Origin of the sequence: Pseudomonas sp. 24 E 13 (assembly GCF_900004715.1) — a bacterium.
Classification (GTDB): Bacteria; Pseudomonadota; Gammaproteobacteria; order Pseudomonadales; family Pseudomonadaceae; genus Aquipseudomonas; species Aquipseudomonas orientalis_A.
On sequence record NZ_CVTO01000154.1, the window covers coordinates 113,779 to 120,717 of the forward strand.

The window sequence follows — 6,939 nt, forward strand, 5'->3', positions numbered from 1 at the left end:
GAGGCTGTATGCACTCGGAACATTTTGATTTATCCAGCCCCGTGTTCTTGCCGATCACCGATGAAACCTGTGCGGGTTTGTTGGGTTCTGACGGTGCGGGTGCGCTGCTGGCCCTGAGTGAGCCGGAGTTGGCCGCTGTGTTGGTTATCCAGAATCTGGCGCAAATGCCAGAACACGAGTTGAGTGCAGTGGGCGCTGAAAGGGTGCTGGCCAAACTGATTGGCTGGGCGGCGCAGGGCAGGCATTCGGCCGCTGTGAGCTTGCTGTCGGAGGCACAACGGTTGTTTGACCCGCGCAAGCTGTACTTCGGCCTCAATGTGGTCAAGAGCCTGAAGTTGCGTTTTCTGTTAGCGGATGAAGTCCAGGCGCGAGATTATTTATTGCCCGACGGCCAATGGGACGTCGAGTACAAAGTCCGTCACCTCAAGGCCAACAATCCCTTCCGCCAGCAGATGGTCACGCCCAGGCACCGCGAGCGCTGGTTGAGCGCCGAGCAGGACAAACTGGTCCGCACCTTTCGCGCCAACCTGAACGAAGACCTGCACGTGCAAGGGTACGCCGGCATTGGCAAGAGTCATCTGCTGGTGGCGCTGATGGAGCATCTGCGCCCCGAAAAGACCTTGTTGCTGGCACGTACACCGGCAAAGCTGGAAACCCTGCGCGCGCGCATGGTGGGCGTGCGGGAGAGAAAGGCCGGGCAAACCTTCCACGGGTTTGCCCACGTCTTGTTACATGGCCCAAGGTCACAGCCGTTGGCTACCCAAGGACGTGTCCCGAGCAAGCAGGCACTGGCGCAGGAATTGAACATCTTCGGTTTTCGTCATCTGGAAGGGCAGGCGCTGCTGGATGTCTGCCTCAAGGTGCTTGAAAACTACTGCGGCTCACGGGACTACAGCCTGTCGGCCAAACATCTGCCGCACTTCAAGCAAGCGCTGTCCAGCGTTGATGCCAAGGTACTGGTCGAATACTCCAGCCGGTTATGGCGCTACCTTGAGGCGAATCCGGCCTGGAACGCTCACACCGGGTTTGAAGCGTTATTGATGATCAAGCGCGCCAGCCTCGCCGGCAGTGTGGTGCCTGAGCGCTATACCCATGTGTTGATTGATGAGAGCCAGGACATTCCAGCGCCCTTGCTGCAAATCATCGAGCGCGGGCGCCAGGTGCTGATCACCCTGGGCGACGAGTATCAGCAGGCCAGTGGGGTGCTGGTCAAGCGCGCCCGCGAGGTTCGCCATACGGATGTGAGCTATAGCGTACGCTCCGGGCGCAATGTCGAGCGCCTGGTCAATCCGCTGATCAGCCAGCACTCGCAGAAAAGCAAGGTGCTCTTCGAGGGCGCACGGGATGCGGATGTCGGTATCGAGCTGTATCCCCAGGGGTTTGTGCCGCCGCCAGGGTGCGTGGTGCTGACCGCGTCCTGCTGGGACACCATGAAGTGGCTCATTCAACTGAGCGAAGAGCGTTGTGCCTGTGCGTTTGCCAGCAGCGAGGCGCAGCAGGATCTCAACTATTTCATGGAAACCGTCATCGCGTTGTTCAAGCCGCAATTCTATGGCAGCGATTACGGCGATCGTGGTCCCCATCCGTTTTTCAGCGATATGGCCGACTGGCAGCAGGTGCGCGACGTGTGCCGGTTCGATGAGGCGTTCCTGTGGGTCGAGGAACAGCTGGAAAAAGGCTTCAACGTGGCCGACGTGACACGCTTGAGCAGGCTCAGCGGCCACCCCGGCGAGCGCTGTTTATTGATGTTGGCGCAAGACGCCGGCGGCATGGAGTTTGAACGGGTCCTGCTCACGCCCGGGTTGCTCACCAATGTGAAGTTCCAGGACGCGTATGCGTTCGATCAGCGCTTGTGCGCGGTGTACATCGCCATTTCCCGCGCCACCGTGCAGCTTTATCTGCCCTATGACGTGGTCGAGTGGATCGACTACCACCAGTATCAGAAGACCCGCGATGTGCATGGCTACTGAGTGATTTATTCTGGCTGATTCACAACTTTCGAAAGCCTCTCTGGACAACCCCCAGGCACCTTGTTAGCTTGCGCCGGTCACTTGTTTCAGAGTACGACAAGGGCGTGGACTTGATATCGAAGCGCAGTCGCTTCTTTAACGCACAAGGATGTCCGTCATGAAAAGCCTGCAAGGGTTGCCTCGTCTTATCAGTGCCTCGGTCGGTACACCCGGTAAAGCCCGCAACTTGCCTGCCGATGTTCAGTGCATCCAGTATCTATTCAACCTGATCATTCCCAAGCTGGGTTTCGCCCTGCCCGAAAACGGCAAATGCGATGGCCAACTGGTGCAGTGCATCAGCCAATACCAGTTCCGTCATCTCAAGTACGCCCACCCCGATGGCGTGATCGACCCTACCGGTCGTACCTTCAACAGCCTGATCGAAGAGGCGTTGAAGGTGCCGGTGACGGCCTTCCCGACGATGCGCATTCCGAGTTTTCTCAACGCCTTTGGCAATAACAATGCCGATGCGGTGCAGGCCACCGTCAATGTCTACCTGAACCAGGTGCGTGCGGTGATCGAGGCCGAACGGCGTAACCGGCAGTTGATGATGCAGTCCACCTGCGATGGCGGCATGACACTCAGCGACACGGACTTCCAGAACGCCGCCAAGCAATTGGGTAACGGGATCTCGGTGAATGTCATCAAGGCGTTCGCCACGATCGAGTCGGGCGGGAAGGTGGGCTTCGGGCCGGCAAAGTTGCCGATCATCGCCTTCGAGGGCCATCACTTTCGCAAGTACACCAAGCACATTTACGACCAGTCGCACCCGCTGCTGTCGTACGTCTACAAGAAAAAAGCCGGCCCGCAGTGGCAGGCCAACAACAAGGACCAGGTCAAGGCCTGGGAAACCATGGCCACGGCGTTTGCCCTGGACCAGGAAGCGGCGTTGCTGTCGGCCTCGTGGGGCATGTTCCAGATCATGGGGTTCAATTTCGCGTCTTGCGGATTCAAGACCGTGTTCGAGTTCGTGGCGGCCTTGAAGATCAATGCTGGCAATCAGCTCAAGGCCTATCTGAGCCTGTGCGGCAAAAATACCGCGTTGATGACGGCCATGAAAAACAAGGACTTTACCGCCATGGCGCGCAACTATAACGGTGAGGACTACGGCAACTACGACGTGCTGATGAAGCAGGCCTACGACGTACTGGAAGGGAAAAAATAAGATGATGCGTTTACTGGCGATGGGTGTGTTGTCGTTATGCGTCGTGGTGCCCGTGTTTGCAGGGTCTGCCGCGTTGCAGTCGGGCAAGTACGAAGGGCTGATGCTGGCGGTGACGCCGCAGCAGCAGGTGGAGGGGTTCTACTCGGAAGCGATGGGCGAGGGCGTGACGCGGGGGTGCAGCTTCTTTCTGCAAGGTAAGCCCGAAGCGCTGACCACCTGGCGCGAGGCGGCTTATCCCGGCAGCGTAGCGGCAGCGGCCGACGGCGTGACCCTGACCGTGGAGCAAGGTCGCCAGCATCCAGGTTGCATCAACGTGTTGATGCCGGACATCGCGACGGGCCTGGCGTTGAGCCAGACCGCGCGGAAAAAATGGATAGGCCTGGTGACGGTATCGGCGGAGAAGGCTTACCTGTTGAAAACGCCGGGCGCCAAAGCGACAAAGCGGCCCTACATCGTCAAACATGATGTGGTGGGTGTACTGGCGTTCAAGGACGGCTGGGCGCAGGTGGAATTTATCAATGCTGGCGAGCGTTCGTTCACCGGCTGGATCAGCCAGGATCAGTACGCACGGTTGACTGCACCGAAGATCTAAAAAAAGTGGGAGGGGGCTTGCCCCAATGCCAGTCAGTCAAGGCTTTTGTAGGAGCGAGCTTGCTCGCGAAAAACTCACAGGCACCGCGTTCATTCAGGAAGCACACCTTATCGTTGACGTTTTTCGCGAGCAAGCTCGCTCCTACAGAGGGCGGTGTACGCCTAACTGACTGCAAGCCCACTCCCACATTTGGACTTGTCAGCCGAAGGTTTCGCGCAGCAGTCCGGCGAACGCGTCCCTTGCCAGGTGCCGCTGGGTGTCCGTGTGCCAGAACAGCAGGTTGTCCACGGGCGCCAGCGCTTCAAAGCGATAGGACGCCAACGGGTTGGCCTGCTCATAGCGCGCCAGAATGCCCTCGGGCGCCAACGCCACGCCAATCCCCGCGCTGACGCAACCGATGATCGTGCCCCAACTGGCATAGCTGGCAATCGCCGGCTTGAAGTCCTGAGGCTTGAGCCAGTTTTCCAGGGCGGCGCGGTAGGGGCAGCCGGGCGGCCACACCAATAATGTGCGGCCGGCCAGGTCTGCGGCGCCGGTGATGGGCGCGCTCGACGCGCTGGCGATCAATACCAGGCGTTCGCTGTAAACCACGCTGTGTTCCAGCTTCGGGTGTTTGCCACTGGCGGCTACCAGCGCCACATCGAGGCGATGGTGCTGCAGGTCGTCCAGCAACTGCGCCCAGGCGCCGGTGACCAGTTCCAGGCTGACCTCAGGGAAGCGCCGGTGGTACTCGGCCAGCAGCGGCGGCAGGCGCCCGCTGGCGCTGGACTCCACCGCGCCGATGCGCAGCGTGCCGCGAGGTGTCGCCGTGGCATCCAGCACACGTTTGGACTCCTCCACCAGCGCCAGGATGCGCTCGCAATAATCCAGGAAAATCTCCCCGGCGGCGCTGATCGCCAGCCCGCGTCCGGCACGAATGAACAAGGGCGTGCCCAACTCGCTTTCCAGCTGCTTGATGCGCGTGGTGATGTTGGACGGCACGCAGTGCAATTGCAGGGCGGCCTGCGCCACGCTGCCGGTTTGCGCCACGGCTCGCACCATTTTCAGTTGGGCCAGTTCCATTGCTCAGTTCCAGTGATCTCAGAATTCAGAAACGCTTAATTGTGCTGCGCCTGGCGCGGGCCAAGACTGATGGCATTCCTTTCCTGTGCCCGGATGCCGTCGATGAATGCCCCATCTCCTGTGAAGCTTACGCTAGTCGTTGCCGTCGTGATTCTCTGTTGGGCGTATTCGCCGATTGGCGTGCACATCGGCTTGCACAGCTACAGCCCTGGGCAACTGGCGTTGCTGCGCTTCCTGATCGCCTCGCTGTTCATGGGCGCGGTGGCGCTGGTGGCGGGCATTGGCCGGCCGCGCCTGCGGGATTTGCCGTGGCTGCTGGTGCTGGGTTTTTTCGGGGTGTTCCTGCACCACACCTGCCTCAATAGCGGCCAGCAGTGGGTGACCGCGTCGGCGTCCAGCGTGCTGGCGCAGTCGGCACCGCTGTTCAGCGTGTTGATTGCGTTTTTCTGCCTGAAAGAGCGGGTCAGTGCCTGGCGCTGGGGGTGTGTGCTGTTGGGCTTGTGGGGTGTGCTGGTGGTGATCCGGGGCGATCATGGCATGGCCGAGATGGACCCACGCGGTTTGCTGATCCTGCTGGCGGCCCTGTCCTGGAGCGTGTATTTCGCTGTCCTGCGACATTACGCTTACCGCTACAGCCCGCTGACGCTGGCCTGCTATATGGTCTGGTCCGGCACCTTGATGCTGTGCGTGAACCTGCCAGGTCTGCCCGCAGCAGTGGCACGGGCACCGCTGCCGGACAACATGGCGGTGCTGGTGCTCGGTATTTTTCCCAGTGCCCTGGCCTACCTGGCCTGGGGCTACGTGCTCAAGCACGTTGAAGTCAGCCGTGCCTCGGTGGCGATGTACCTGATCCCACCCGTAGCGATGATCTTGGCGGCGATGCTGCTGGGCGAGCGCATGACCCTGCAGGTGTTGCTGGGCGGGCTGATGGTGCTGGCCAGTGTCGCAGCTATCGGCCTGGAGGCGCGCTGGGCGCGTTCTTTGCGGCGTACAGCCGGTGCAGGATCAGGCCTCTGAGGAGCGCTTAGTCAGATAAGACGAGCGTGCCGGATGCAATTTCCCCCTTGCTCCGCTAGCATTACCGCCTCCCGCTTCCCAGTTGCGACGGTTTTCGATGAGTTATCAGGTTCTTGCACGTAAATGGCGTCCGCGCTCGTTCCGCGAAATGGTCGGCCAGACCCATGTGCTCAAGGCTCTGATCAATGCCTTGGACAGCCAGCGGCTGCACCACGCCTACCTGTTCACCGGTACCCGCGGCGTAGGCAAGACCACCATTGCGCGCATCATCGCCAAATGCCTGAATTGTGAAACCGGTATCACCTCGACACCGTGCGGCACCTGTTCGGTATGCCGCGAGATCGACGAAGGGCGTTTCGTCGACCTGATCGAGATCGACGCCGCGAGCCGCACCAAGGTCGAAGACACCCGCGAACTGCTCGACAACGTGCAGTACGCACCGAGCCGTGGCCGCTTCAAGGTCTACCTGATCGACGAAGTGCACATGCTGTCCAGCCATTCCTTCAACGCGCTGTTGAAAACCCTGGAAGAGCCGCCGCCCTACGTCAAATTCATCCTGGCCACCACCGACCCGCAGAAACTTCCTGCGACGATTTTGTCGCGGTGCCTGCAATTCTCCCTGAAGAATATGACCCCCGAGCGGGTGGTCGAGCATTTGACCCACGTGCTGGGTGTCGAGAACGTACCGTTCGAAGACGACGCACTGTGGTTGCTGGGCCGCGCTGCCGATGGCTCGATGCGTGATGCCATGAGCCTCACCGACCAGGCCATCGCCTTTGGTGAAGGCAAGGTCCTGGCCGCCGATGTGCGCGTCATGCTCGGCACGCTGGACCACGGCCAGGTGTTCGACGTGCTGCATGCGCTGATCGAGGGCGATGCCAAGGCCTTGCTCGAAGCCGTGCGCCACTTGTCGGAGCAGGGGCCGGACTGGAATGGCGTGCTCTCGGAAATCCTCAACGTGCTGCACCGCGTCGCCATTGCCCAGGCATTGCCTGAGGCGGTCGACAACGGCCATGGCGACCGCGACCGCGTGTTGGCGCTGGCCCAGGCGCTGCCGGCCGAAGACGTGCAGTTCTATTACCAGATGGGCCTGA

At 60.7% G+C, this 6,939-nt stretch carries 6 protein-coding genes; 5 read left to right on the forward strand and 1 reads right to left on the reverse strand.

Annotation, left to right across the window (positions count from 1 at the left end):
• Positions 1–8: 8 nt before the first annotated feature.
• The 3 genes from BFP90_RS24310 to BFP90_RS24320 all read left to right on the forward strand — a co-directional run bounded on the left by BFP90_RS24310 (position 9) and on the right by BFP90_RS24320 (position 3,766).
• Positions 9–1,970 (forward strand): AAA family ATPase, encoded by a 1,962-nt coding sequence (locus tag BFP90_RS24310; protein ID WP_065898161.1) that lies wholly within the window; start codon positions 9–11, stop codon positions 1,968–1,970.
• Positions 1,971–2,127: 157 nt separating this feature from the next.
• A complete protein-coding gene (locus BFP90_RS24315; protein ID WP_065887876.1) occupies positions 2,128–3,174 on the forward strand; it encodes an N-acetylmuramidase family protein in 1,047 nt (348 codons plus the stop codon).
• Between the two features lies 1 nt (position 3,175).
• A complete protein-coding gene (locus tag BFP90_RS24320) occupies positions 3,176–3,766 on the forward strand; it encodes a hypothetical protein (RefSeq protein WP_065898162.1) in 591 nt (196 codons plus the stop codon).
• 198 nt (positions 3,767–3,964) lie between these two features.
• On the opposite strand, the gene BFP90_RS24325 is transcribed toward BFP90_RS24320, so the two are convergent.
• A complete protein-coding gene (locus BFP90_RS24325) occupies positions 3,965–4,828 on the reverse strand; it encodes a LysR family transcriptional regulator (RefSeq protein ID WP_065898163.1) in 864 nt (287 codons plus the stop codon).
• A 102-nt stretch (positions 4,829–4,930) separates the two neighbouring features.
• On the opposite strand from BFP90_RS24325, the gene BFP90_RS24330 reads away from it, so the two are divergent.
• Together BFP90_RS24330 and dnaX are read left to right on the forward strand one after the other, a co-directional pair.
• Positions 4,931–5,845, forward strand: a complete 915-nt coding sequence (locus BFP90_RS24330; protein WP_065898164.1) for a DMT family transporter — start codon at positions 4,931–4,933, stop codon at positions 5,843–5,845.
• 97 nt (positions 5,846–5,942) lie between these two features.
• The coding region (dnaX, locus tag BFP90_RS24335; protein ID WP_065898170.1) for a DNA polymerase III subunit gamma/tau at positions 5,943–6,939 on the forward strand (997 nt) is incomplete at its 3' end.

What these genes read in the sequence shown, in the direction of transcription:
- BFP90_RS24320 (WP_065898162.1), top strand. Translation starts at nt 3,176, where the DNA reads ATGATGCGTTTACTGGCGATGGGTGTGTTGTCGTTATGCGTCGTGGTG.
- BFP90_RS24310 (WP_065898161.1), top strand. Translation starts at nt 9, where the DNA reads ATGCACTCGGAACATTTTGATTTATCCAGCCCCGTGTTCTTGCCGATC.
- BFP90_RS24325 (WP_065898163.1), bottom strand. Translation starts at nt 4,828, where the DNA reads ATGGAACTGGCCCAACTGAAAATGGTGCGAGCCGTGGCGCAAACCGGC.
- BFP90_RS24315 (WP_065887876.1), top strand. Translation starts at nt 2,128, where the DNA reads ATGAAAAGCCTGCAAGGGTTGCCTCGTCTTATCAGTGCCTCGGTCGGT.
- BFP90_RS24330 (WP_065898164.1), top strand. Translation starts at nt 4,931, where the DNA reads ATGAATGCCCCATCTCCTGTGAAGCTTACGCTAGTCGTTGCCGTCGTG.